Below are 23,023 nucleotides of genomic sequence, written 5' to 3'. Positions count from 1 at the left end.
CCGTCGGGCGGTCGCCCACCACCGGGCCGGACGTCCCACCCGCGGGACGTCCGGCCACCGGTGTGGAGCACGTCACCCCTGCGGCCCGGGCCGGGTGCCCGGGGCAGCGCCCGCGCACCGTCATGCTGGGGGTGTGCGAGGACGACGTTGACCGCCCCTGACCCTGCCCCGGCCCGGCTCGTCCGCGACCGGACGACGCTGACCCTGTACGGCCCGTTCGTCGTGTGGGGCTGGCTGCTCTACAGCTTCAACCCCAGCGTGCCGCTGCTCGCCGACGAGCTCGGCGTGACCAGCGCGCAGGCGGGGCTGCACGGCACCGCGATGGCCGCGGGCGGGCTGACCGCCGCCGTCCTCACCCCGCGGGCGGTCCGCACGCTCGGGCGCCGCACCACGATCGTGCTGTCGGCGCTCGTCGTCGCCCTCGGCATCGGCGCGCTCGTCACGGGCACCGCCCTGCCGTGGACCCTGGCGGGCATGCTCGTGACGTCCGTCGGCGGCAACGTGCTCATCTCCGCCGCGCAGGTCGGGCTCGCCCTGCAGCACGGGCGCGCCGCCTCCGCCGCGGTCACCGAGGCCAACGGCGTCGGTGCGGCCGTCGGCCTGCTCGGCCCGCTGGCCGTCGGCGCGGCCGTCACGGCGGGGATCGGCTGGCGTGCGGGCGTCGTCGTGACCGCCGTCCTGGCCGTCGTGTCCGCGCTGCTCGTCGCGCGGCTGCCCACGGGACCGGCACTGACCGGCCGACCGGCCCGACGCACCCCGCAGGCCGTGGCCGCCCAGGCCGCTTCGGCCGTCGCACCCGCCCTCGCGGACCCGGCCCCTGCCGCAGCGGCACCGACCGACGCCCCCCTCGCGCGGGTCCGGAGAGCCACCCCGTGGCTGCTGCTCGCCCTGCTCGCCGCCCTCGCCCTGGAGAACGCCACCACGTACTGGGCCACCGGGCTCGTCGTCGAGCGCACCGGAGCCGACCCCGGCATCGGCGCCGCCACCACCGCCGGCCTGGTCGCCGGCATGGCCGCGATGCGCTTCGTCGTCGGACCGCTCTCGCTGCGCGTGGCCCCCGCCCGGCTGCTCGCCGGCTCGTTCGTCCTCGCCACCGTCGGCTGGGCCGTGCTGTGGACCGCGACCACGCCCGCCGTCGCGCTCGCCGGCCTCGTCGTGGCCGGCCTCGGCTACGGCGCCCAGTACCCCCTCGCGGTGGTCCTGCTGCTCGCCGCCTCGCCCGGCCGCACCGACCGCGCCCAGGCCCAGGCCACCCTGACCGGTGCGCTGGCCATCGGCGTCGCGCCGTTCGTGCTCGGGGCGCTGGCCGACGCAGTCGGCACGCACACCGCGTTCCTCGTCGTGCCCGCCCTGGCCGCGCTGGGCCTGGTCGGGGCCGTCGTCGGGGGGAGCGCGGTCCGGGCCACGGCCCGGCGCCTGGAAGGATCGGACCCGTGGCCCGACCCGACCTCCGACCCGTCACCGGGTCCGACGACCCCCGCCTCGCCGACTACGTCAGCCTGACCGACGTCGCCCTGCGCACCCGCCTCGAGCCGGCGCAGGGCCTGTACGTCGCGGAGAGCTCGACCGTGCTGGGCCGTGCGCTGCGCGCCGGCCACCGGCCCCGGTCGGTGCTCCTGGCGCCGCGCTGGCTGCCCGACGTCGAGGCCATGCTCGTCGACGTCCCCGGCGACGACGCGGTACCCGTGTACGTCGCCGACGAGCCCGTCCTGGAGTCCATCACCGGCTTCCACGTGCACCGCGGCGCGCTCGCGGCCATGCACCGGCCCGTGCTGCCCTCGGTCGCCGACGTCCTGGCGGGCGCGCGCGGGGGAGCGGGCGCCCGGCGGGTGGCGGTGCTCGAGGACCTCGTCGACCACACCAACGTCGGTGCGGCGTTCCGCTCGGCGGCTGCGCTCGGCGTCGACGCCGTGCTGGTCACGCCGCGGTGCGCCGACCCGCTGTACCGGCGCAGCGTGCGGGTGTCCATGGGGACGGTCTTCCAGGTGCCGTGGACGCGCGTCAACCCGTGGCCCGGCGGCATGGACGCGCTGCGCGCGGCCGGGTTCGTGGTCGCGTCGCTCGCGCTGTCCGACGACGCGGTGGACCTCGACGCGCTCGTCGCGGACGTGCCCGAGCGTCTCGCGCTCGTGCTGGGTGCCGAGGGCGACGGGCTCAAGCCCGCGACCGTGGCCGCCGGCGACCTGACCGTGCGGATCCCCATGGCCGGCGGGGTCGACTCGCTCAACGTGGCGGCGGCCGCGGCGGTCGCGTTCTGGGCCACGCGGGTGCCTGCGTGACGGTGCCCTCCGTGGGTCCCGGGCCGGTGGACGACCCGCTGGCCCGGCTCGACGCCCGGCAGCGCGCCCTGCTGGACGCGTGGCTGCCCGGTGCTGTCGTGCGCGCCGACCACTCGTGGGGGTTGGTCCCGACCCGCGTGCTGGAGGTCGAGCACGCGGGGGAGCGGTACGCCGTCAAGGCTGCGGGCCCGGACGACACCCACCTGCCCCGCGAGCTCGAGGCGCACCGCCGGTGGACCGGCCCGTGGGTCCGCGCCGGTCGCGGCCCGGAGCTCGTGCACGCCGACCCGGACGCCCGGCTGCTGGTCACGCGGTGGGTGCCCGGCGACCTCGCCGCGGGGACGCCCGCGCAGCACGACCCCGACGTGCACCGCCAGGCCGGGGCCCTGCTCGCTGCCCTGCACGCCCAGGAGCGGGTGGTCGACGCCCGGATCGAGGCGCGCGAGAACACCCGCGCGCTCGCGTGGCTGGACCGCCCGCACGGGCTGGCTCCCGACGTCGTGCGCCGGGTGCGCGACGTGCTGGCGGCGTGGGAGCCGGGACCGGTGCCGATCGTGCCGACGCACGGGGACTTCCAGCCCCGCAACTGGGTGGTCGCCGACGGCGTCGTGCGCGTCATCGACCTGGGCCGGGCCGCGCTGCGCCCCGCGGCGAGCGACCTCGTCCGCATGTCCGCCCAGGAGTGGCGCCGGGACCCCGCGCTGGCGGACGCGTTCGTCGAGGGGTACGGCCGCGACCCGCGCGACCCGGCGACGTGGTGGGTCACGTGCCTGCGCGAGGGCGTCTGCACGGCGGGGTGGGCGCGGATGGTCGGGGACGCGCCGTTCGAGGCGCAGGGGCTGCGGATGGTCGACGAGGCCCTCGTCCGGCTGTGACCTTCACCCGGGCGAAAGCGGACGAAACCGTGGGAAACGCTCTGTGACACGCGTCACTCTGATGTGCGCCCGGGCGGCCCGGGCGTGACACCAGGGGGAACCATGTCTCGTCGTCCTGCTCTTCTCGCCGTCGCCACGTGCGTCGCGGTGCTGGTCGCGCCGTCCGTCGCCGCCGCGGCCCCGCCGCCGCTCGCGTGCGGGGCGACGCTCACGGTCGACACCGCGCTGCGCCGCGACCTGACCTGCGTCGGTGACGGGCTCGTCCTCGGGCCCGACGTCACGCTCGACCTGCGCGGGCACACCCTGCGCGGCTCCGGGGCCGGCGTCGGGCTGCTGGTCAGCTCCGCGGGGGAGGCCGAGATCCGCAACGGCACGCTCACCGGCTGGGGCACGGCCGTCGACACGCTGGGCGTCGAGGACGCCGACGTCGGCCCGCTGACCGTGGACCGCGTCCGGCTGCGCGGCAACGCGACCGGCGTCGACGCGTCGGGGGAGGACGGCACCGGCCGGTTCCGCAAGCCCACCACGATCACGCGGTCGAGCGTCGTCGGGCACACCGCGATCGGCGTCGACGGCGGGTGGTTCGCCGAGATCACCGTGGACCGCACGACCGTCGCCGACAACGCGGTCGGCCTGTGGAGCGAGGGGGACGCGACGATCACCCGGTCCCGGTTCGACCGCAACGCGCGCGCGGTCATCGGCACCGAGGCGTCCGTCGGCGTGGACAGGTCGTCGTTCCGCGACAACCCGCAGGCCGTGGTCACGTACGGCACCGGATCGACGGTCGTGCACGGCAGCCGGTTCGTCGGGTCCGACGTGGCGGTGCACGGCGGTGGCGCCGTGGTCGACGTCAGCGCCTCGACCTTCACCGCCAACGGGCGTGCCGTGGTGCTCGGCACGTGGGGCGGGACCGTCGCGGGCAACGTGCTGCGGTCCAACGGGGAGGCGATCGCGCTGGACGGGGAGTGGCTCGACGGCGCGACGGTGCAGGACAACGTGCTGCGGCGCAACGGCGAGGGGATCGTCCTCGAGCCGGTCGACGCCGCGACCGGCGTGGGCGGCAACGACGTGCGGGGGAGCACGGGGCGGGGGATCCATGTGCCGGGGGCCACGGACCTCGGCGGCAACACCGCCCGCGGCAACGGCAGCTCCCCGCAGTGCGTCGGCGTCGTCTGCGCCCCGTCCTGAGCGATCGCGCCAGGCGTCAATAACGGAAACAGGCGCCGTGCCACCTCGCGCCGCTGCACGGCTGCCCCGGCCGCGCCGGCGATGCCGGGGCGAGGGTGTCGCGGCGGAAGCCGCTGCGACATCCTCGCCCGGCGCGTCAGGGACGGGTGCGTGCCAGCTCGGGGTAGACGACCTCGAGCGGGGCGCTGAGCCCGGCCTTGACCTGGACGGACGTCTCGTCGCCGAGCACCTCGTACTCGTCGGCCTCGACCGCGTCGAGCACCGTCGTGACGAGGTCGGCCGGGTCGGTCTTCGGGCCGTCGGCGCCCGCCGCCATGGCGGTGTCCACCCATCCGACGTGCACCCCCACGACGTGCACGCCCTGCGGTGCGAGCTCCAGCCGCAGCGAGTTCGTCGCCGACCAGAGCGCCGCCTTCGTCGCGCTGTAGATCCCGGCGACGGCGTACCAGCTCATCGCCGAGTGCACGTCGACGATCGCCGCGTCCTGCGCCGCCACGAGCTGCGGGGCGAAGGCGCGGGCGAGGAGCAGCGGGCCGACGAGGTTGGTCTCGACGCTCGTCCGGATCTCCTCGTCGGTGTGCGTGAGGATGCCGGCGCTGGAGACCGCGACGCCGGCGTTGTTCACCAGCACGGTGACGTCCGGGGCGGCCTGTGCGGCGGCGCGGATCGACTCCGGGTCGGTGACGTCCAGGGTCAGCGGGACGATGCGCTCGTCGTCCCAGGTGCGGGGCGTGCGGGCGGTGGCGTAGACCTTCGCCGCGCCGCGGGCGAGGAACTGGTGCACGAACTGCGTGCCGATCCCGCCGTTCGCGCCGGTGACCAGGACGACTGCTCCGTCGAGGGTGGGCATGGGTGCTCCTTCAGCTCAGGTGCGTCCCGGGTGGGGCGCGGGAGGAGCCGTCCGGCGCCTGCGGGGTCGCAGGTCCGGGCGGCGGTGCGCCGCCGCCGCGTGGAACAATCAGCAGTCGCACATCTGAGCCCACGCGGTAGTGACTTCACTCGGAACTGAGCGTGCTCACACTCTATTCCCGGAGGATCCCATGCCCGGCACCCCTCGTCCCCAGGGTCGGCGCGAGCGCAACAAGCAGGACAAGCTCGAGCGGATCACCGCTGCCGCGCGCGAGCTCTTCGCCGAGCGCGGGGTCGACGACGTCACCACCCAGGAGATCGCCGAGCGCGCCGACATCGGCGCCGGGACCCTGTTCCTCTACGCCAGGAGCAAGGGTGAGCTGCTCCTGCTCGTGCAGAACGCCGCCTACGGCGAGGCGCTGGCCCGCGGGGTGCAGGCCGCCGGGTCGGCCACGGACGTCGTCGACGCCGTGCTCGCCATCGTGCGACCCGTCGTCGAGTGCAACCGCAGGCAGGTCGACAACGGGCGCACGTACCTGCGCGAGATGGTGTTCGGCGACCCCGAGGAGCCGCACCACCGCGAGGCCCTCACCATCGCCGGGCAGACCGAGGAGGCCGTCGCGGACGTGCTGCGCCGCCACGGGGGCGTGCACGACGACGACGCGGCCAGCCTGGCCCGCGTCGTGTCCGCGGTGATGTTCCTGGCGATGGCCGCGAGCGTCTCCGTCGACGCCGGCGTCGACGACCTCGTCGCGGACATCCGCCGTCAGGTCGGGGCGGTGCTGCGCCCCGCCGCCCGCTGACCGGGGTCCAGGAGGGCGTCGACCCTGCGGCGGCTACGCCAGCGCCAGCCCTTCGACGACCTCGACGCCGGGTGCGCGCAGCAGCAGCGCGCCCGGCAGGCTGATCTTCGAGCGTCGCACGCCCGAGCCGATGACCACCGTGCCGCCGGCATCGGTGACGTCGGTCCCCACGCGCGCGTCGGCCAGCATCCGGTACCCGTCGGGGAGCCCGAGCGGCGTGATCCCGCCGTACTCCATCGTCGACTCCTCGGTCGCCCGCTCCATCGGCAGGAACGACGCCTTGCGCACGTCGAGCAGCCGCTTGACGGCGTTGTTGACGTCGGCGCGCGTGGTGGCACGCACGAGGCACGCCGCGACCCGCTCGACGCCCTCGCGCCGCCCGGCCACGAGCACGCAGTTCACGGACGCCGCCAGCGGCAGGTCGTAGGCCTCGGTCATGGCCGCCGTGTCGGCCAGGTCCGGGTCGATCGCGGCGACGAGGACGGCGTCCGCGACCTCGGGCTCGACGACGGCCCACCCGCTGATCATCGCGTGCGTGCGCTCCGCGAGCAGGTCCGGACGGTCGACGGCACGCTCCCACGTCAGGGAGCCCAGGTGCGAGGTGGTCACGGCTCGCAAGGCTAGGGCACGGCGGCCGGGCCGCAGGAGCAAGGTCGCCGGTCGTCGGCACACTGCCCGGGTAGGGGCGCCACGTCGTGCCGCCCAGGGAGCGGCAGGAGCAGGTGGCCCGTGGGACTGCGCCGACGACGTCCGTCCGCGGCCCGGACGTGCGTCCTGGCTGTGCTTGTCGCGCTCGTGCTGGCGTCGTGCGCCTCGACGAGCACGACAGCCGCGGACCCCGACGTGTTCGTCGGGATGTTCGCCGGCTCGACGGCCGACTACGACCCCGTGGACTCGCGCGAGGTGCTGGCCGAGATGTCCGACCTCGTCGTGGAGGGGACCGTCACCGCGGTGACCGACGGTCGCCTGTGGGGGCGGGGCGAGGACGACCCCGCCGCGAACCGATCGGTCGTCCTCAACGTCACGGTCACCGACGTGCACGTCGGGACACTTCCCGACGGTGCGGACGGGGTCGTCTACGTGGAGCTGCCGTCCCCGGGCGGGGTCGGGGCCCAGGTGTACGAGGAGCACCTCCCCGCGGACCTCGCCGGGGTGTTCTATCTCGTCCCGGCGGGCGAGCCGGGCGAGATCACGCCGATCCAGGACAGCACCGCCGGCCGTCCCGAGGGGCAGCCGCTGTTCCAGACGACGAACCCGCAGGGGATCGTCCTGGACACCGGGACCCAGGCCCGCCAGCTCGTGGAGGGCACGCCGTTCGGCGAGGCCGACCTGACCGAATTCCTGCCCGACGCCGAGCGCTTCCCGGTCGCGCCCGACAGCACCTCCGAGCCCGACGTGACGCCCCGCTGACCGCGTGCCGGCCGTGACCGGTCGACCGGTGGCGGTGCAGCGCGAGGCCGGGGAGCTGGCAGGCGGACCTGCTCGTGCGTCGGGGCTCCGCAGGTCGACGCGTCCCAGGCGTGGTCGTGTCCCTCGATCGGGTGGCATCGGTGCTGACCGGTGCGCTGAGCCGCTCGGGCGTCACCTGATCGAGGGATGGGGCGGTCGGGCCGTCCGAGGGCCCATGCCACACTGTGTCCGTTTTGCCCCCGATGTCGTTTGGAGCACCTGTGCGCCCCCCTGTCCTGCGGACGCGATCCGCCGCTGCTGTCGCCGGCCTCGCGACCCTCGCCCTGCTGTCCGGCTGCTCGTTCGGAGCGGCCGACGACACGACCGGAGGGTCGGGCGGCTCCGCGCAGTCCGCGTCGGGGGAGGGCTCGGACGCGCGTGTCGACGAGATCGACGCCGAGGACGTGCTGATCTCCGAGACGTTCCCGCTCGTCAGCAACCCCGACGACACCACGACGATCGGTGTGCAGTCACTGACCGTCGAGGGCAAGACGATGGTGCTGCGGCTGATCGTGACGCCGGACTTCGCGAGCATGAGCAACTCGGACGAGATCCGGCTGTACGACGCGTTCGACGACACGTACGACCCGGTCCTGATCGACCGGGAGAACCTCAAGGAGTACTCCGTCATCAACGAGGCCGGCACGGCGTTCGCCGCTCCGTACACGCGGGAGACGCCCAACGGGACCCCGACGCTCGCGTGGTTCGCGTTCGCCGCCCCGGAGGACGACATCGCGACCATCGACCTGCTCGTGCACCCGGACTGGCCGGAGCTGCTCGACATCCCGATCACGCGATGAGCACTCCGACGAGCCGCCTCGCCGCCCGGGCAGCCGCGACCATGACCGCGGCCGCGCTCGGTGCGGTGCTGCTCGTGGCCCCCGCCCAGGCGGAGGACTTCCACGACCCGGCAGACCTGCCCGAGGTGACCGCGCAGCTGGCCGCGGACTCGGTGCGGGTCTTCGCGGTGCAGGGCTCCGTCGAGGCGTTCTCGCCCGACGGCTCTGTCGAGGTGATCGAGGAGGAGGTGCGCAGGGACGGCGAGGAGACGGTCGTCACGCTCTCCTCGGACATCCTCTTCGAGCCCACGAAGGCCGAGCTGCCGCCGACGGCCCCGGACAACCTCGACGAGGTGCTCGAGGACGCTCCACGGGGCGCGGAGGTCACGATCACCGGCCACACCGACTCCGTCGGTGACGACGCGAGCAACCAGCTGCTGTCCGAGCAGCGGGCCCGGGCGGTGGCCGACGCGGTCGCGACGGCCCGACCCGACCTCGTGCTGACCGTGGCGGGTCGCGGCGAGAGCGAGCCCGCGCAGGCCGAGACGCCCGGCGACACCGCCGACAGCTACGCCCGGGCCGCGAACCGCCGGGTCGAGATCCGCTACGTCGGCTGAGCACCTGAAGACACGCTGCGGACCCGTGGCCCACGGGTCCGCAGCGTGCTCGTGCGAGCGGATGCCCCGGCGTCAGGGGCCCAGACGGGCACCGCCGTTGACGGCCAGGACCTGGCCCGTGATCCACGCCGCGTCGGGCGACGCCAGCCAGTGCACGGCGCCGGCGACGTCGTCCGGGACGCCCGCGCGCCCGAGCAGGGTCTGGGCGACGAGGGCGTCGTGGCGCCCCGAGCGGCCCTGCGGGGAGAACAGCTCGGTGTCCTGGACGTACCCGGGGGAGACGGTGTTCGCCGTGATGCCCTCAGGCCCGCCACGCGCCGCCAGGTCGTAGCCCCACCCCACCAGACCGGCCTTCGCCACCGCGTACGCGCCACCGCCCCCGCGTTGCGCGGCGATGGAGCTGATGCTGACCACGCGACCGCCGGGACGGGCCAGCGAGGGCCACAGCGCCTCGGTGAGCAGCACCGCCGAGAGCAGGTTCGCGTCCAGGGTCGCGCGCAGCCGGGCGAACCTGCCGGGCAGCCCCTCGCCGTCCACCGCGGGGAACCCGCTGGCGTTGTTGACGAGGACGTCGACCTGCCCGCCGTCCAGCGCGTCGACGGCGTGCAGCACGTCGTCGTCGTCGGTCAGGTCGGCGCGGACCGCCCGCACGCGGTCGGGGTGGGCGGCGACGATGCGGTCGAGCACGTCCTGGCGGCGGCCGACGACCACGACGTGGTCCCCGCTCGCGACGAACCGCTCCGTGATCGCGCGCCCCATGCCCGTCCCGCCCCCGGTCACCACCACCGTCCGCGCCATCACGCGCCCCTTCCGTAGGTCAGCCACGTCTCGTCGACGACGTAGCCCACAGCACGGTTCACCGCGAGGCTCGCGGCGTTCTCGCCCGCACCGCCCGTGCGCAGGGTCCCCACGCCCTCGGCCCGCAGCGTCCGGACGGCGAGGGCCTTGACCGCGGCACCCAGGCCGCGACCCCGGTACCCACGGTCCGTCGTGGTGAACGCGGTCTCGGCGTGCGTGCCGTCCACGTCGACGACCGTCACCGCGACGAGACGCCCGTCGACCCGAGCCCCGAAGGTGCGCGACGGCGGGGTCAGGGCAGCCCGTGCCGTCACGGGCGTCAGCGGCTCGTGCGACGTGGCCGGGCCGGTGGGGAAGTCCGCGCAGGTGGCGGCGTCGAGGGCGAGCAGGTCGTCCGCGTCGGCCGGGCCCAGCTCGGCCACGTCGGCGTCGGCCCGGGCGATGAGCGCGTCGAGGTGCGCAGGCCCGTGGTCGACGTGGTGGGCTCCCCACGAGGTCGAGACGACGACGAGGCCGTCGCGCTCGAGCCCGGGGCGGCGGGGGTCGTCGTCGCGGACGACGACGGCTGCGGTGGTCACGGCGGCATGGTGCCGCACGGACGGTGCCCACGTCAGGCTCATTCGCCGCGGGCCCGCCGGATCAGCGCTGGTAGGTGCCGACGAGGACCGCGCGGGCCAGGGTGTGGAAGGTCAGGACGCAGGCGGCCGCCCCCGGGGTCGTGCCGGCGTCCAGGCCGAGGTCGTCGGTGTCGAGGGCGTGCACGACCGCGAAGTAGCGGTGCACCTGGTCGCCGGGCGGCGGGGCGCAGCCGACGTACCCGGCGACGCCGTCGTCGCCGCGCAGCTGGAACGCCCCGGCGGGCAGGGCGGCGCCGTCAGGGGTGCCGGTGCCGCGGTCGAGCGCGGTGACCGTGGCGGGCAGCCCGAGGACGGTCCAGTGCCACCAGCCGGCGACGCCGGGCGCGTCGGGGTCGAACACGCTGACCGTGAAGCCGCGGGTCTCGTCGGGGAAGCCCGACCACGCGAGCTGGGGCGAGACGTCGGACCCGGCGTCGGTGTGGGTGTGCACGTCGGGGATCCGCTCGCCGTGCACCCAGTCGGTGCTGGTGAGCGTGAAGGCGGGCACCGCGGGCAGCAGCGCGTACGGGTCGGGTGCGACGGGGCGGGTCAGGGACGCGGCCACGGGGACCTCCGGGTCGGCCCGGCGCCGGTCGCCGGGCGGCTCACCCCATCCTGGTGGTGGGCAGCGTGCCCCGCACGTGCGCGCGGGCGTGCTCCAGCGCGGCGCCGAGGTCGTCGAACAGGTGGTCCGGGTCCTGCAGGGCGTCGATGACGCCGACGCCCTCGGCGAGGCGACGGTGCTCGGGGCGCAGGCCCTTGAGCAGCACGTGGATGCCGCGCCGGCGCAGGTCGGTGACGACGTCGGCCAGGGCGCGGGCCCCGCTGGCGTCGAGCACGCGCACGGCGCCCAGGCGCAGGACGACGACGCGGACGTCGCTGACGAGCGCGAGCTCGTCGAGGAAGCGGCGCACGTCGGCGAAGAACAACGCCCCGTCGACCCGGTAGACGGCGATGTGCTCGTGCAGCAGGGCGTGCTCGGCGTCGGCGCCGAGGGTGTCGCCGTCCGCGCCGGGCAGGGGCTCGCGGTGCAGGCCGCTGCTGCGGGCGACGGCGCGCAGCGCGAGCACCGCGGCCACGGCGACACCCACCTCGACGGCCATGACGAGGTCGAACGCGACGGTCACGGCCAGCGTCGCGAGCAGCACGAGCGCCCCGGCGCGCCCCGAGCGGCACACCTGCACGGCGGTACGGACGTCGATCATGCGGGCCGCGGTGACCAGCAGCACGGCCGCGAGCGCGCTCAGGGGGATGCGGGCGACCAGCGGTGCGGCGACCAGCACGACGGCGGTCAGGACGACGGCGTGGGTGAGGGCGGCGACGCGGGTGCGGGCGCCGGTGCGCACGTTGACCGCGGTGCGGGCGATGGCCCCGGTGGCGGGCAGGCCGCCGACCAGCCCGGACGCGATGTTGGCCAGGCCCTGGCCGAACAGCTCGCGGTTGGGGGAGGTGCGGCCGATGTCGTCGGCCATGCCGTCGGCGACGCGCGCGGACAGCAGGGACTCCAGGGCGGCGAGGGCGGCCACGGCCAGCGCGGACGAGAACAGGGCGCTCGTGGTGGCCAGGTCGACGACGGGCAGCGACGGGGCGGCCAGCAGGTCCGGGAGGGGGCCGATGCGCGCGACGTCGAGGTGCGCGGCCTCGGCGAGGAGCGTCGCGGCGACGACGGCGAGCAGGGACGCGGGCAGGCCGCGGTGCAGGCGGGGCAGGACGAGCATCACGGTGACGGCGAGCGCGACGACGACCAGCGGGGCGACGGCGGCGGACCAGTCGACGGCGGCGAGGGTGCCCCAGGCGACGAGCGCGGCGTTCTCGCCCGGGCCGGGGGCGGTGTCCAGGGCCAGGGGTACCTGCTGGAGGGCGATGACCACGCCGATGCCGACGGTGAAGCCCTCGACGACGGGCCACGGCACGTACGCGACGAGCCGGCCGAGGCCCAGCACGCCGGCCAGCACGACGATCCCGCCGGCCATGATCGCCACGACGGGGACGGCTTCCGTGCCGTGCCGTGCCACGACGGGCAGCAGGACGACGGCCATGGCGCCGGTGGGCCCGCTGACCTGCAGGTGCGACCCGCCGAGGACGGCGGCGACCGCGCCGGCGACGATCGCGGTGACGAGCCCGGCTCCGGCGCCGAGGCCGGACGCGACGCCGAACCCGAGGGCGAGGGGAAGCGCGACGACCGCGACGGTGAGGCCGGCGACGAGGTCGTGGCGCCAGGAGCGGGGCAGGTCGGCGTAGTCGCTGCGGCGGGGCGCCAGGGCGAGGGCGCGGCGGCGGGCGGAGACGAGCAGCTCGCGGACCGGGGGTGCGGCGGGGGTGCTCACCGGTCCGCCGGTGCGGTCTCGGCCGGTGTGGTGCTGGTCTCGTCGAGCAGGCCGGCGTGCCGGGTCGCGGCGTCGACGAGCACGGCCCGGGCGGCGGCGAGCATGTCGGCGACCGCGGGCAGCGCGAGCGTGTAGTGGACGGCGTTGCCGGTGCGGCGGGCGGTGACGACGCCGGCGCGGAGCAGCACGGCCAGGTGCTGGGACAGGTGGGAGGGCTCGAGGCCGAGGGCGTCGAGCAGCTCGCTGACCTGCCGGTCCTGCTCGGCGAGGAGCTCCAGGGTGCGTACGCGCACGGGGTGCGCGAGCGCCTTGAACAGGTCGGCCTTCACCTCGGCCAGGGGGCGGTCGACGCCCAGGGCGTGCAGGGGCACGGGCTCCTCGCAGATCTGCGTGTGATGACTTGATGGATTCATCACATGGTACGCCCGGCCGGGTGCCCGAGCGGGTGAACCGGTCCGCGCGGATTGACACGTCGGACCTGTGGACGTGTACTGATCGAACAGGTGTTCGATCGGTCTGTCGGCCGTGAGCAAGGAGGTCGACGGTGGGCGTGACGGGCACGGCCGAGCGGGCCGCACGGGCGCGTGCGGCGCTGGCCGCGGCCGAGATGCGCACCGGCGCGCGCCCCGTGCTCGTCCCCGGCGGGTCCGACGCCGTCCGGACGCCGGACGACGCGCACCCCCGGGGCACCGGCCGGGCGTCGGACGCCGCACGCACGCCGGACACGTCGCGCACCCCCGAGCGGCGCACGCCGCGCACCTCGCTGCTCACCAGCGAGCGCCCGCCGCTGCCCGTGCCTCCCGGCACCGAGCGGCTGCTGCCCGACGGGCTGCGTCGCGGCGCCACCACCAGCGTGCTCGGCTCCACCGCCCTGACGCTCACGCTCCTCGCGCACGCCTGCGCCGGCGGGGACTGGGCCGTGGCCGTCGGCCTGCCCGACCTGGGGCTGCTCGCGGCCGCACGGTGCGGCGTCGCGCTCGACCGGTTCGCGCTCGTGCCCGAGCCCGGGCCCGACGCGCTCACCGTCCTGGGCGCGCTCCTCGACGGTGTCGGCGTCGTCCTCGTCGGCCCCGGGGCCGTGCTCGCCGACGCCGACCGCCGGCGCCTGACGGCCCGGGCCCGCGAGCGCGGCGCCGTGCTGCTGACGACCGTCCCGTGGCCCGGTGCGGCGACGGTCCTGACCGTGCAGCAGGCGCGGTGGACCGGCCTGGGCGCCGGTGACGGGCGGCTGCGCACGCGCGAGCTGCGGGTGCGGCGCACGGGGCGCGGCCCGTCCGCGACCCCGCTCGTCGCGGACGTCGTGCTGCCCCTGGCCGCACCCGGCGACGGCGCCCCGTCCGGCCCCGGCCGCGGGACGGCGCCGACGCGGCGCACGGGCCGGCCCGACACGTTGCGGCTGGTCGGATGAGCACGCGGACGACGGTGGTGTGGGTGCCGGACTGGCCGGTGGTCGCGGCGGCCGCGGCGGCGGGGGTGCCGGGGATGGCACCGGCGGCGGTGCACGACGGGCGGCAGGTGACCGCGGCGTCCGCGCTGGCCCGTGCCGAGGGGGTGCGCCGCGGCATGCGCCGCCGGCAGGCGCAGGCGTGCTGCCCCGAGCTGGTGCTGCTGCCCGCGGACGACGCGCGCGACGTGCGGCTGTTCGAGCCCGTCGCGGCCGCGGTCGAGCAGGTCGTCGCCGGGGTGGAGGTGGTGCGGGCCGGGCTGCTCCTGCTGCCCGCGGGCGGGGCGGCCCGCTACCACGGGGGCGAGGAGGCGCTCGCGGAGCGCATCGTCGACCAGGTCGCGCGCGCCACCGGGCACGAGTGCGGCGTCGGGACGGCCGACGGGCTGCTCGCGGCGGTGCTGGCCGCGCGGACGGGCGCGGTCGTCGAGCCCGGGGCGTCGGCGGTGCTGCTGGCCCCGCACGGGGTCGGGGAGCTGGTGCACGCCACGGTCACGCCGGAGCAGGCCGCGGACGTGGCCCGCCTGGTCGACCTGCTGAACCGGCTGGGGCTGCGGACCCTCGGGGCGCTCGCGGGGCTGCCGGCACCCGACGTGCACGCCCGGTTCGGGCGGCTGGGCGCGTGGGCGCGCACGCTGGCCCGCGGCCTGGACGAGCGCCCGCCCGCGCTGCGTCGCCCCGAGGCGGACCTCGAGGTGGTCGCCGATCTGGACCCCCCGGTGGACCGGGTCGACACCGCGGCGTTCGCGGGGCGGCGCCTGGCGGAGGACCTGCACGACCTGCTCCTGGTCCACGCCGTCACGTGCGGGCGCCTGCAGGTGGCGGCGCGCACCGACGACGGGCAGGACCTGGTGCGCACGTGGCGCACGGACCTCGGCGGGTGGGGCGGGCTGACGCCGGCGCGCATCACCGACCGCATCCGCTGGCAGCTCGAGGGGTGGCTGACCGCGGGGGCGGTGGCCACGGCCCGTGACCGGCGGGCGGAGCAGGTGCGCACCGGCCGGGTGCCCGCGGGCGGCCGACGGTCGCACGGGGACGGGTTCGACGACGGGCTCGACCTCGGCCCGGACGACGACGCGCGGGCGGTCGCGCTGGTGCGGCTGACGCTCACGGCGCTGGACGTGACGCCGGCGGGCGCCGAGCAGGGGCGTCTGTGGGGCGGGGCGTCGGGCGGGGACCTGCGCGCGCACCGGGCGCTGGAGCGGGCGCAGAGCATCGTCGGCGGCGCCGGGGTGCTCACGGTGAGCCTGCAGGGCGGGCGGGACGTGCGCGACCAGCTGCACGTGCGCCCGTGGGGCGAGCAGGGGCCGGCGCCGCGGGACCTGGACCGGCCCTGGCCGGGGCGGCTGCCTGACCCGCCGCCGGCGACGGTGCCGTCCGCCCCGCAGCCCGTCGACGTCCGGGCCGGTGACGGGCGGCCGGTCGAGCTCGACGCGCGCGGGCGGCTGAGCGGGGCACCGGCCACCGTCGTCGTCGAGGGCCGGGCCCGGACCGTCGCGGGGTGGGCGGGCCCGTGGCTGCTGACGGACCGGTGGTGGTCGCGCCCGGGGCGGGTGCTGCAGGTGCGCGCGCACCTGCAGGTCGCGTTCGACGACGGCGGTGCGGTGCTGCTCACCTGCACCGGGCGCACCTGGACGTACGAGGGCGGCTATGACTGACCGGCCCCGGTACGCCGAGCTGCACGCGCACTCGGCGTTCAGCTTCCTCGACGGGGCGAGCCAGCCCGAGGAGCTCGCCGCCGAGGCGGCCCGGCTCGGCCTGGAGGCGCTCGCGCTGACCGACCACGACGGGCTGTACGGGGTCGTGCGGTTCGCGCAGGCGGCCCGCGCGGTCGGCCTGCCGACGGTGTTCGGCGCCGAGCTGCACCTGCCGGCCCCGGACGCCCGTCGTCACGGCCGCGAGCGCGCCCCCGCACCGGGGCCGCCGGTCCTCGACCCGCCGACGGGGGTGCCCGACCCGCGCGCGGAGCACCTGCTGGTGCTGGCCCGCGGCCCCGACGGGTACCGGGCGCTGTCGCGCGCCATCGGCGAGGCGCACCTGCGCACGGGGCGCAAGGGTGCCGCCGACCACCGGCTGGAGGTCCTCGCCGAGGCCGCGGCGGGGCAGTGGCTGGTGCTCACCGGGTGCCGCAAGGGGGCCGTGCGCCGTGCGCTGGCAGGCGGCGACCCGTCCGGCCTGCACGGGGTGGCGCCGGGCGGGTTCGAGGCCGCCCGCACCGAGCTCGACCGGCTCGTCGCGCTGTTCGGGCGGGACAACGTGGTGGTCGAGACGACGGTCGTCGGCGACGCGTACGACACCGACCGGGGCGACGCGCTCGCGGCCCTCGCGGCGTCGGCCGGGCTGCCGCTGGTCGCCACGGGCGGGGTGCACCAGGCCACGCCGCGCGACGCGGACCTCGCGCAGGCGCTCGCCGCGGTGCGTGCGCGCTCGTCGGTGGAGGACCTGGACGGGTGGCTGCCCCCGCCGACGGCGCACCTGCGCTCCGCGGCGGAGATGCTCGCGCTGCACCGCCGCCACCCGCACGCCGTGGCCGCGGCCGCGGACCTGGGGGCGCAGTGCGCGTTCGACCTGGCGCTGGTGGCGCCCAGCCTGCCGCCGTACCCGGTGCCGGCCGGGCACACGGAGGCGACGTGGCTGCGCGAGCTGGTGCGTCGCGGCGCGCTGGACCTGTACGGCCCGCCGGAGGCCGAGCGGGTGCCCGGGGCGTGGGCGCAGCTCGAGCACGAGCTGCGCGTCATCGAGGACCTCGGGTTCTGCGGGTACTTCCTCGTCGTGTACGACCTGGTGGACTTCTGCCGCCGGAACCAGATCCTCGCCCAGGGTCGGGGCTCGGCCGCGAACTCCGCGGTCTGCTACGTGCTGCGCGTCACCGCCGTGGACCCGGTGCGGCACGGGCTGCTGTTCGAGCGGTTCCTCGCCCCGGAGCGCGACGGCCCGCCGGACATCGACGTCGACATCGAGTCCGCGCGCCGCGAGGAGGTCATCCAGCACGTCTACGCCACGCACGGGCGCACGCACGCCGCGCAGGTCGCGAACGTCATCACCTACCGGCCGCGCTCGGCGGTGCGGGACGCGGCCCGCGCCCTGGGGTACGACGCGGGGCAGCAGGACGCGTGGAGCCGCACGATCGAACGGTGGGGGTCGCTGCGGGGGGAGGAGGCGCCGAGCCCGTGGTGGACGCTGACGCGCAGCGGCCCCCTGGGGCCGACGCCCGAGCGCGCCGGGGAGGCGTCGGCGGGCGGTCACGACGTCGTCCCGCGGGTGCGGCCGCCGTCGGCGAGCGAGGCGCAGGACGTCCCCGAGCACGTCGTCGACCTGGCCGAGCGGTTCCTGCGGCTGCCGCGGCACCTGGGCATCCACTCCGGCGGCATGGTCATGTGCGACCGGCCCGTCATCGAGGTGTGCCCCGTGGAGTGGGCGCGCATGGAGGGGCGCACCGTCCTGCAGTGGGACAAGGAGGACTGCGCGGACGCCGGGCTGGTGAAGTTCGACCTGCTGGGCCTGGGCATGCTCACGGCGCTGCGGCTGGCGTTCACGCAGGTCGAGCGGCACGAGGGCGTCACGCTCGACCTGCACGGGCTGCCGCACGAGGACCCCGGGGTGTACGCGCTGCTGCAGGCCGCCGACACGGTCGGGGTGTTCCAGGTGGAGTCCCGCGCGCAGATGGGCACCCTGCCGCGGCTGCGGCCGGAGAAGTTCTACGACATCGTCGTCGAGGTCGCCCTGATCCGTCCCGGGCCCATCCAGGGGCAGTCCGTGCACCCGTACATCGAGCGCTCCCGCGAGCGCGAGAAGGTCACGTACCTGCACCCGCTGCTCGAGCCGTCGCTGGGCAAGACCCTCGGGGTGCCGCTGTTCCAGGAGCAGCTCATGCAGATGGCCATCGACGTCGCGGACTTCACGCCCGCCGAGGCCGACCAGCTGCGCCGTGCCATGGGGTCCAAGCGCTCGATGGAACGGATGGAGGCGATGCGCGCCCGCCTCATGGACGGCATGGCCCGCAAGGGCATCGGTCCGCGGGTCCGCGAGCAGATCTACGACAAGCTCAAGGCGTTCGCGGACTTCGGGTTCCCGGAGTCGCACGCGTACTCGTTCGCGTTCCTCGTGTACGCCAGCGCGTGGCTCAAGGTGCACCACCCCGCCGCCTTCTACGCCGGGCTGCTGGCCGCCCAGCCCATGGGGTTCTACTCCCCGCAGTCCCTGGCGGCCGACGCCCGCCGGCACGGCGTCGAGGTGCTGCGCCCCGACGTGCAGGCCTCCGACGTGCTCGCGGTCGTCGAGCGCACCGCCCCGCCACCGCCCGGCGGGGAGCCGCCCCTGGAGCCGCGCCCGAGCGGCACCGGACCCGTCGCCGCGCCCGGCGTCCGCACGGGCGCCGGCGCCGCCCGGCCCCGGTCGTTGGCCGTGCGGCAGGGCCTGACGCAGGTCCGCACGATCGGTCAGGACGTGGCCGCCGCGCTCGTCGCCGAGCGCACCGCCCACGGCCCGTTCGTCGACCTGCGGGACCTGGCCCGCCGGGTCCGGCTGAGCACCGCCCAGCTCGAGGCCCTCGCCACCGCCGGGGCGCTCGACGGCCTCGGCGTCGACCGCCGCGAGGGCCTGTGGGCCGCCGGGGCGCTCGCCCAGGAGGGCCCCGACACCCTGCCCGGGGTGTCCGTGGGCGTCCGGGCCCCGACCCTGCCGGGCCTGTCCGACGTCGAGGTCGCCACCGCCGACGTGTGGGCCACCGGGGTGTCCGTGGACTCCTACCCCACGCAGTTCGTCCGCGCGGGCCTCGACGCCGCCGGGGTGCTGCGCGTCGCGGACGCGTTCACCGCCGCCGAGGGTCGTGTCGCCGTCGCCGGCGTGGTCACCCACCGGCAGCGCCCCGGCACCGCGCAGGGGGTGACGTTCCTGTCCCTGGAGGACGAGACGGGCCTGCTCAACGTCGTCTGCTCCGCCGGCCTGTGGCAGCGCCACCGCCGCACCGCCCGCACCGCCCGGGCGATGGTCGTGCGCGGCCGCCTGGAGAAGGCCGACGACGCCACCAACCTCGTCGCCGAGCACCTGAGCCCGCTGTCCCTGCGCATCCGCAGCACCTCCCGCGACTTCCAGTGAGGCCGTGGACGGTGGAGCGGGCTACGTCCCGACGGTCCAGACGGCGACCGTGACCAGGGTCATGAACGCCAGGGAGAGCACGCACACCACGACGGCGGACCAGAGCAGGCGGCGGCGCCGGGGTGCGCCGACGAGCATCCGCAGCGCGGTGAGCAGGGCGGCCAGCACGAGCGCTCCGCCCCACGGCGTCACCAGGGAGCCGAGGGCGCCGACGACGGCGGCGACCAGCACCCCGACGTCGGTGAGCCCGGGGGCGGTCGTGGCGGGCTGCGTCGTCATGCGGGGTGCTCCAGGAGGGTCGGTTCGGGGCGTCAGGTGGCGTCGGCGGGGGCGGACGCCTGGTCGTCGTCGGCGTCGACGGCGGGGTCCTCCTCGTCGCTCATCGGCGGGTCGAGGGTGCGCAGCCGGGAGAACACCGTCCACGCCACCGAGACCAGCGGCACCGCGATGACGGCGCCGAGGATCCCGGCGACGAGGGTGCCCGTGGTGACCGCGAGCGCGACGACCACCGGGTGCAGGGACACCTGTTTGCCCATGATGAGGGGCTGGAGCACGTGGCCCTCGAGCTGGCCGATGAGGGCGATGGCGATGCCGACGACCACCGCGCTCCAGAACCCGTTGGCGGCGAGCGCGACGATCATCGCGACGATCATCGACGCGGGCGCCCCGATCAGGGGGATGAACGCGCCGATGAACACCAGCACCGACAGGGGTGCGGCCAGCGGGACGCCGACGATCGAGAGGACGACGAACGCCAGGAGCCCGTCGATGATCGCGATGATCACGGTGCCGCGGGTGTAGCCGGAGAACGTGTACCAGCCGGCCTCGCCGACCACGACCCAGGTGCTGCGGGCCCGCGCGGGCAGCTGGTTGAGGAACCAGGTCCACATCTGCGCGCCGCGGGCGAGGAAGAAGATCGAGCAGAACACCGCGAGCGCGATCGCGGTGAAGGCGATGACGACGGAGCCGGCGCTGGCGGCGGCCTGCCCGGCGAGGTCGCCGGCGTGCTCCTGGATCCACGTCAGGGCCATGTCGAGCCACTGCGCGATCTGCTCGCTGGTGATGACGAACGGCAGGGAGCCGCTCTCGAGGTAGTCGGTGATCTGCCGGATGCCGGTCTCGAACTGCTCGCTCAGGTCGTTCCACTGGTTGGCGATGGAGTAGCCGACGTAGGTGAACATCCCGGCGACGAACAGCAGCGCCACGAGCAGCGACAGCGCGGTCGCGAGCGGGCGGGGCATGACCTTGGCCATGAGCTCGACGAGGGGGCGCAGCACGGCGGCGATGACGAACGCGAGGAACACCGCGACGAACACGAGCTGGACGCGGGCGGTGGCGACGAAGACGAGGCTGATCGCGGCGACGAGGACGAGCAGCCGCCAGGACACCCCGGCGGCCTGGCGCAGCCAGCGGGGTGCGGTCTCGTCGACCCCGGTGACCGACGGGTTGCGGCGCCCGCCGGCGACGCGGCGCCCGGCCGTGCTCACGGCCGACGCCCGCGGGCGGGGTGCCGGTGCCTCGTCGGTCATGCACGTCTCCCGTCACGTGTGAAAGCCCAGGTGACCAGCATGCCTCTCGCAGGTGCTGCGGGCGCGCGAAACGCGCGTCCCACCTGTCCGGCGGCGCGTCGAGCAGCCGGGTGCACGCGCACTGCCCTCGTCGTCGCCGGCGTCGATCTGGTGGATGACCGACCGGACCGGGCAGGGATGATCGGGTGCGACGGACGGCGCGGGCAGCAGGGTGGTCCGCGGAGGGAGGCACCGTGATCACCTGGCTCAACCAGCTCGCCGACGTCGTCGAGGAGCACCTGGACGACGAGCTCGACGTCGCCCGGCTCGCCGCCGCGCTCGGCACCAGCGAGTACCACCTGCGACGGATGTTCTCGTCGTTGGCGGGCATGCCGCTGTCGGAGTACGTGCGCCGCCGGCGCATGACCGTCGCGGCGGCGGACGTCGTCTCCGGGGCCGGGGACCTGCTGGGGATCGCGGTGCGCCACGGGTACGGGTCGGCCGAGGCGTTCGGCCGCGCGTTCCGTTCCGTGCACGGCGTCAGCCCCGGGCAGGCCCGGCGCGACGGCGGCCCCCTCCGCACCCAGCCGCAGCTGCGGTTCCGCCTCACCGTCGAAGGAGCAGTCCCCGTGGACGTCCGCCTCACCACCCGCCCCGCGTTCCGACTCGTCGGGCACGCCGCCCGTGTCCCGCTCGTGCACGAGGGCGTCAACCCCGCCGTGCAGCAGCACGTCGCGAGCATCGCCCCCGAGGAGCACCAGCGGCTCAAGGACCTCTCGGGCACCGAGCCGCACGGCCTGCTCGCCGTCAGCGACGACCTCGACCCGGACCGCCGCGAGGGCACCGGGCTGACGTACCTGCACGGCGTCGCCGTCACCGACACCGCCGCGGTCCCCGACGACCTGGACGTCCTCGACGTCGCGCCCGGGACGTGGGCCGTGTTCCGGGTGTCCGGCCCCTACCCGGACGCCCTCCAGACCCTCTGGGCCGCGACGGCGACCGAGTGGTTCCCCTCCAACCCGTGGCGTCTGCGCCCCGGCCCCGAGGTCGTCGCCGTGCTCGACCGCGCCGACGACCTCAGCACCGCCACCGTCGAGCTCTGGCTCCCGGTCGAGCCGGGCTGACCGGAGGCGTCCCGACGGCCAGCGCGTGGTGCACGATGCGGGGGTGGACCCGGTGCGCACCTCCCGACGGCTGACCCTCGTCCTGCGGCACGCGCCCGGGTCGGTCGGTGTGACGCTGGACCAGGCCGGGTGGGTGGACGTCCCCGACCTGCTGGCCGCGCTGGCCGAGCACGGACTCGTGCTCTCGCGCGCAGACCTCGAGGAGGTCGTCGCCGGCAGCGACAAGCAGCGGTTCGAGCTGGTCGCGGACCGCATCCGTGCCCGGCAGGGCCACAGCGTCCCCGTCGACCTCGGCCTGCTGCCGCAGGCGCCGCCCACGGTGCTGTTCCACGGCACGCCCGTCAGCAACGTGCCGGCGATCCGCGAGCAGGGGCTGGTCCGGGGCGCGCGGCACCACGTGCACCTGTCGCCGGACCCGGAGACCGCGGCGCGTGTCGGCGCACGCCGTGGCCGGTTCGTCGTCCTGGAGGTCGCCGCGGCCGCGATGGCCGCTGCCGGGCACGAGTTCTTCGTCACGGGCAACGGGGTGTGGCTCGTCGACGCCGTCCCGCCCGAGCACCTCACGTTCCCCTGACAGCCCTCGGGGGAGTGGCGGCATGACTTCGGGTCGCGTGGACCTAGCTCTGGGCGTAGAGGGGGATGGGCGCTCGGTAGTCCCTGGTGATCCAGGCGTCGCCATCCCAGTGGACCGATCCCTGCTGCAGCACGGTGAGCCAGGTCTCGACGATGTCGGCGATGCTGTGCGCGATCGGTGCGACGGGTGGGGCGTCGAACACGTACCAGTGCCCGACGCAGACGAGGTCCGGTCCCGACTCGTCGAGGCGGGCAACGAGTCGGTGGTGGTGGGAGGAGCGTTCGGCGAAGGGGAGCCACGAGGGCGACGACCAGTCACCCTCGTCTCCGGTGGCGTCTGAGACCCACTGCGCGGCGTCGTCGAGAGCGTCGGGGATCGTCATGAGTCCCCACGACCCAGGGCCGAACTGGTGCGCGAACGGCGTGACGGCGTCGGTGCGGGAGCCGTGGTGCCAGCGCCACCACTCCCGCAGCTCGGTCGGGATGACGAGCCCTGAGGGTGCGAGCAGCTCGTCGATCTGCGCGTCGGAGATGCCTGGCAGCGCGCGCGAGGAGAAGGGTGCGCCGACGGCATCCATATGACCCTCGAGCTCGTGCAGGAGTGGGGTCAGGCGCGTGGTCGTGGGGGCCACGGGTCAGTCACCGCTCGGGCACAGGTAGAACGACGGCACGACGCCTTCGCTGCCCTGGAGGGCG

The 23,023-nt window shown here is 76.0% G+C and carries 23 protein-coding genes; 13 read left to right on the top strand and 10 right to left on the bottom strand.

Annotated features, from left to right (window positions below; translation table 11 throughout):
* The first annotated feature begins 147 nt into the window (after positions 1-147).
* The 4 genes from BKA21_RS02510 to BKA21_RS02495 all read left to right on the top strand — a co-directional run bounded on the left by BKA21_RS02510 (position 148) and on the right by BKA21_RS02495 (position 4,342).
* Entirely contained in the window at positions 148-1,503 is a 1,356-nt protein-coding gene (locus BKA21_RS02510; RefSeq protein WP_140458783.1) for an MFS transporter, read from the top strand.
* Positions 1,434-2,279: a TrmH family RNA methyltransferase gene (locus BKA21_RS02505; RefSeq protein WP_140458784.1), complete on the top strand. Its 846-nt coding sequence runs from the start codon at positions 1,434-1,436 to the stop codon at positions 2,277-2,279. Before BKA21_RS02510 ends, BKA21_RS02505 begins: the two co-directional genes overlap by 70 nt.
* Entirely contained in the window at positions 2,276-3,154 is an 879-nt protein-coding gene (locus BKA21_RS02500; RefSeq protein ID WP_239072801.1) for a protein kinase family protein, read from the top strand. Before BKA21_RS02505 ends, BKA21_RS02500 begins: the two co-directional genes overlap by 4 nt.
* A 102-nt stretch (positions 3,155-3,256) precedes the next feature.
* Positions 3,257-4,342 (top strand): right-handed parallel beta-helix repeat-containing protein, encoded by a 1,086-nt coding sequence (locus BKA21_RS02495; protein ID WP_170208986.1) that lies wholly within the window; start codon positions 3,257-3,259, stop codon positions 4,340-4,342.
* 136 nt (positions 4,343-4,478) lie between these two features.
* Here BKA21_RS02495 and BKA21_RS02490 read toward each other — a convergent pair whose 3' ends face one another.
* Positions 4,479-5,192, bottom strand: a complete 714-nt coding sequence (locus BKA21_RS02490) for an SDR family oxidoreductase (RefSeq protein WP_140458785.1) — start codon at positions 5,190-5,192, stop codon at positions 4,479-4,481.
* A 190-nt stretch (positions 5,193-5,382) separates the two neighbouring features.
* On the opposite strand from BKA21_RS02490, the gene BKA21_RS02485 reads away from it, so the two are divergent.
* Positions 5,383-5,994 carry a TetR/AcrR family transcriptional regulator gene (locus tag BKA21_RS02485; protein WP_140458786.1) on the top strand — a complete coding sequence of 204 codons (612 nt, stop codon included), beginning with the start codon at positions 5,383-5,385 and terminating at the stop codon, positions 5,992-5,994.
* 33 nt (positions 5,995-6,027) lie between these two features.
* Here BKA21_RS02485 and BKA21_RS02480 read toward each other — a convergent pair whose 3' ends face one another.
* Complete coding sequence (locus BKA21_RS02480) at positions 6,028-6,603, bottom strand: YbaK/EbsC family protein (RefSeq protein WP_140458787.1); 576 nt, start codon at positions 6,601-6,603, stop codon at positions 6,028-6,030.
* Positions 6,604-6,774: 171 nt separating this feature from the next.
* Here BKA21_RS02480 and BKA21_RS02475 point away from each other — a divergent pair, with 171 nt between their 5' ends.
* The 3 genes from BKA21_RS02475 (at position 6,775) to BKA21_RS02465 (ending at position 8,839) form a co-directional block, all read left to right on the top strand.
* Positions 6,775-7,404 carry a hypothetical protein gene (locus tag BKA21_RS02475; protein WP_140458788.1) on the top strand — a complete coding sequence of 210 codons (630 nt, stop codon included), beginning with the start codon at positions 6,775-6,777 and terminating at the stop codon, positions 7,402-7,404.
* 260 nt (positions 7,405-7,664) lie between these two features.
* Entirely contained in the window at positions 7,665-8,243 is a 579-nt protein-coding gene (locus BKA21_RS02470; RefSeq protein ID WP_170208988.1) for a hypothetical protein, read from the top strand.
* Complete coding sequence (locus BKA21_RS02465) at positions 8,240-8,839, top strand: OmpA family protein (RefSeq protein WP_170208989.1); 600 nt, start codon at positions 8,240-8,242, stop codon at positions 8,837-8,839. The genes BKA21_RS02470 and BKA21_RS02465 overlap by 4 nt, the downstream gene beginning before the upstream one ends.
* A 72-nt stretch (positions 8,840-8,911) precedes the next feature.
* On the opposite strand, the gene BKA21_RS02460 is transcribed toward BKA21_RS02465, so the two are convergent.
* The 5 genes from BKA21_RS02460 to BKA21_RS02440 all read right to left on the bottom strand — a co-directional run bounded on the left by BKA21_RS02460 (position 8,912) and on the right by BKA21_RS02440 (position 12,952).
* Positions 8,912-9,637 carry an SDR family NAD(P)-dependent oxidoreductase gene (locus BKA21_RS02460; RefSeq protein ID WP_140458789.1) on the bottom strand — a complete coding sequence of 242 codons (726 nt, stop codon included), beginning with the start codon at positions 9,635-9,637 and terminating at the stop codon, positions 8,912-8,914.
* Positions 9,637-10,215 carry a GNAT family N-acetyltransferase gene (locus BKA21_RS02455; RefSeq protein ID WP_239072800.1) on the bottom strand — a complete coding sequence of 193 codons (579 nt, stop codon included), beginning with the start codon at positions 10,213-10,215 and terminating at the stop codon, positions 9,637-9,639. The genes BKA21_RS02460 and BKA21_RS02455 overlap by 1 nt, the downstream gene beginning before the upstream one ends.
* A gap of 61 nt (positions 10,216-10,276) precedes the next feature.
* Complete coding sequence (locus BKA21_RS02450) at positions 10,277-10,819, bottom strand: YbhB/YbcL family Raf kinase inhibitor-like protein (RefSeq protein WP_140458791.1); 543 nt, start codon at positions 10,817-10,819, stop codon at positions 10,277-10,279.
* 40 nt (positions 10,820-10,859) lie between these two features.
* The gene (locus tag BKA21_RS02445) at positions 10,860-12,581 is read right to left on the bottom strand and encodes a SulP family inorganic anion transporter (protein WP_239072799.1); all 1,722 of its coding nucleotides are present in this window, start codon (positions 12,579-12,581) and stop codon (positions 10,860-10,862) included.
* Positions 12,578-12,952 carry an ArsR/SmtB family transcription factor gene (locus BKA21_RS02440; protein ID WP_140458792.1) on the bottom strand — a complete coding sequence of 125 codons (375 nt, stop codon included), beginning with the start codon at positions 12,950-12,952 and terminating at the stop codon, positions 12,578-12,580. The genes BKA21_RS02445 and BKA21_RS02440 overlap by 4 nt, the downstream gene beginning before the upstream one ends.
* Before the next feature lie 173 nt (positions 12,953-13,125).
* Here BKA21_RS02440 and imuA' point away from each other — a divergent pair, with 173 nt between their 5' ends.
* The 3 genes from imuA' to dnaE are packed head-to-tail and all read left to right on the top strand — an operon-like array spanning position 13,126 to position 19,122.
* Entirely contained in the window at positions 13,126-13,989 is an 864-nt protein-coding gene (gene imuA', locus BKA21_RS02435) for a DnaE2-dependent mutagenesis accessory factor ImuA' (protein ID WP_140458793.1), read from the top strand.
* Positions 13,986-15,683 carry a DNA polymerase Y family protein gene (locus BKA21_RS02430; RefSeq protein WP_140458794.1) on the top strand — a complete coding sequence of 566 codons (1,698 nt, stop codon included), beginning with the start codon at positions 13,986-13,988 and terminating at the stop codon, positions 15,681-15,683. Before imuA' ends, BKA21_RS02430 begins: the two co-directional genes overlap by 4 nt.
* A complete protein-coding gene (gene dnaE / locus BKA21_RS02425; RefSeq protein ID WP_140458795.1) occupies positions 15,676-19,122 on the top strand; it encodes a DNA polymerase III subunit alpha in 3,447 nt (1,148 codons plus the stop codon). Before BKA21_RS02430 ends, dnaE begins: the two co-directional genes overlap by 8 nt.
* Before the next feature lie 21 nt (positions 19,123-19,143).
* On the opposite strand, the gene BKA21_RS02420 is transcribed toward dnaE, so the two are convergent.
* On the bottom strand, positions 19,144-19,401 hold the full coding sequence (locus BKA21_RS02420) for a hypothetical protein (protein ID WP_140458796.1): 258 nt from the start codon (positions 19,399-19,401) through the stop codon (positions 19,144-19,146).
* Between the two features lie 32 nt (positions 19,402-19,433).
* Positions 19,434-20,651, bottom strand: coding sequence for an AI-2E family transporter (locus BKA21_RS02415; protein WP_140458797.1), 1,218 nt, complete (start codon positions 20,649-20,651; stop codon positions 19,434-19,436).
* A gap of 233 nt (positions 20,652-20,884) precedes the next feature.
* On the opposite strand from BKA21_RS02415, the gene BKA21_RS02410 reads away from it, so the two are divergent.
* Both BKA21_RS02410 and BKA21_RS02405 read left to right on the top strand, forming a co-directional pair.
* Positions 20,885-21,754: an AraC family transcriptional regulator gene (locus BKA21_RS02410; protein WP_140458798.1), complete on the top strand. Its 870-nt coding sequence runs from the start codon at positions 20,885-20,887 to the stop codon at positions 21,752-21,754.
* Between the two features lie 52 nt (positions 21,755-21,806).
* Positions 21,807-22,328 carry an RNA 2'-phosphotransferase gene (locus tag BKA21_RS02405; RefSeq protein WP_203793431.1) on the top strand — a complete coding sequence of 174 codons (522 nt, stop codon included), beginning with the start codon at positions 21,807-21,809 and terminating at the stop codon, positions 22,326-22,328.
* Between the two features lie 43 nt (positions 22,329-22,371).
* On the opposite strand, the gene BKA21_RS02400 is transcribed toward BKA21_RS02405, so the two are convergent.
* Positions 22,372-22,959, bottom strand: coding sequence for an SMI1/KNR4 family protein (locus tag BKA21_RS02400; protein ID WP_140458800.1), 588 nt, complete (start codon positions 22,957-22,959; stop codon positions 22,372-22,374).
* Positions 22,960-23,023 lie beyond the last annotated feature (64 nt).

It is taken from the genome of Cellulomonas oligotrophica (assembly GCF_013409875.1).
In the GTDB taxonomy this organism is placed as follows: Bacteria; Actinomycetota; Actinomycetes; order Actinomycetales; family Cellulomonadaceae; genus Cellulomonas; species Cellulomonas oligotrophica.
This window is presented reverse-complemented; position numbering and strand designations above follow the sequence as displayed.

Coding starts and splice junctions, on each gene's coding strand:
- BKA21_RS02420 (WP_140458796.1), bottom strand. CDS start 19,401: ATGACGACGCAGCCCGCCACGACCGCCCCCGGGCTCACCGACGTCGGG.
- BKA21_RS02490 (WP_140458785.1), bottom strand. CDS start 5,192: ATGCCCACCCTCGACGGAGCAGTCGTCCTGGTCACCGGCGCGAACGGC.
- dnaE (WP_140458795.1), top strand. CDS start 15,676: ATGACTGACCGGCCCCGGTACGCCGAGCTGCACGCGCACTCGGCGTTC.
- BKA21_RS02415 (WP_140458797.1), bottom strand. CDS start 20,651: ATGACCGACGAGGCACCGGCACCCCGCCCGCGGGCGTCGGCCGTGAGC.
- BKA21_RS02460 (WP_140458789.1), bottom strand. CDS start 9,637: ATGGCGCGGACGGTGGTGGTGACCGGGGGCGGGACGGGCATGGGGCGC.
- BKA21_RS02495 (WP_170208986.1), top strand. CDS start 3,257: ATGTCTCGTCGTCCTGCTCTTCTCGCCGTCGCCACGTGCGTCGCGGTG.
- BKA21_RS02465 (WP_170208989.1), top strand. CDS start 8,240: ATGAGCACTCCGACGAGCCGCCTCGCCGCCCGGGCAGCCGCGACCATG.
- BKA21_RS02430 (WP_140458794.1), top strand. CDS start 13,986: ATGAGCACGCGGACGACGGTGGTGTGGGTGCCGGACTGGCCGGTGGTC.
- BKA21_RS02485 (WP_140458786.1), top strand. CDS start 5,383: ATGCCCGGCACCCCTCGTCCCCAGGGTCGGCGCGAGCGCAACAAGCAG.